This is a genomic window from Vibrio sp. 1078-1, from assembly GCF_033340475.1.
On sequence record NZ_JAWOWM010000364.1, the window covers coordinates 1 to 694 of the forward strand.

Below are 694 nucleotides of genomic sequence, written 5' to 3' on the forward strand. Positions count from 1 at the left end.
TGGAAAGACGCGGTGTTGATGCCCACCAATTCACCTTGAGTATTCACCAATGCGCCGCCCGAGTTACCTTCATTGATTGCAGCATCAGTTTGGATGAAGGCTTGACGACCATCGCTAATAGAAGAGCGACCTGTCGCGGAAATAATGCCGAAGGTCGTGGTTTGCCCTAAGTTGTATGGGTTACCAATCGCTAAAACGACATCACCAACCTGAGGTTTGTATTCAGAATTCAATGGGATGACAGGTAGGTTAGAACCTTCAACTCGTAAAACGGCAATGTCCGTGCGTTTGTCGGTGCCAACAAGTTGAGCGGCAGCAGCTCGACCATCTTGCAATGCAACAACGACTTGGTCTGCTTGAGCTACCACGTGATAGTTGGTAATGATATAACCTTTTTCGCTGACGATAACCCCAGAACCCAGCCCTTGTGTCGAGAGTTTACTGCGATCGTTTTCAACGTATTTTCGGCTGTAGATATTCACAACCGCTGGCGCCGCTCTTCTTACGGCTTGGTTAAATGACAACTCAAGAGATGCGATATTTTTCGGTTGTTGGTCGAGCGCGACAGGAATAACGTTATTGCGCAATGATGGAACTGCGAGCAGTACAACGGCAGCGGTTGCTAAGCCTAAAAAGACAGAACGTAATAAAAAGCTGAGCATATCCTCTCCATGCGTGAGCGCCAAAATGGCAT

General features: G+C 47.8%; 1 protein-coding gene. It reads right to left on the reverse strand.

The window, feature by feature from the left end:
- Positions 1-662 (reverse strand): trypsin-like peptidase domain-containing protein (locus R7190_RS27610; protein WP_318137897.1); only part of this gene is annotated, 662 nt, incomplete at its 3' end.
- Between the last annotated feature and the right edge of the window lie 32 nt (positions 663-694).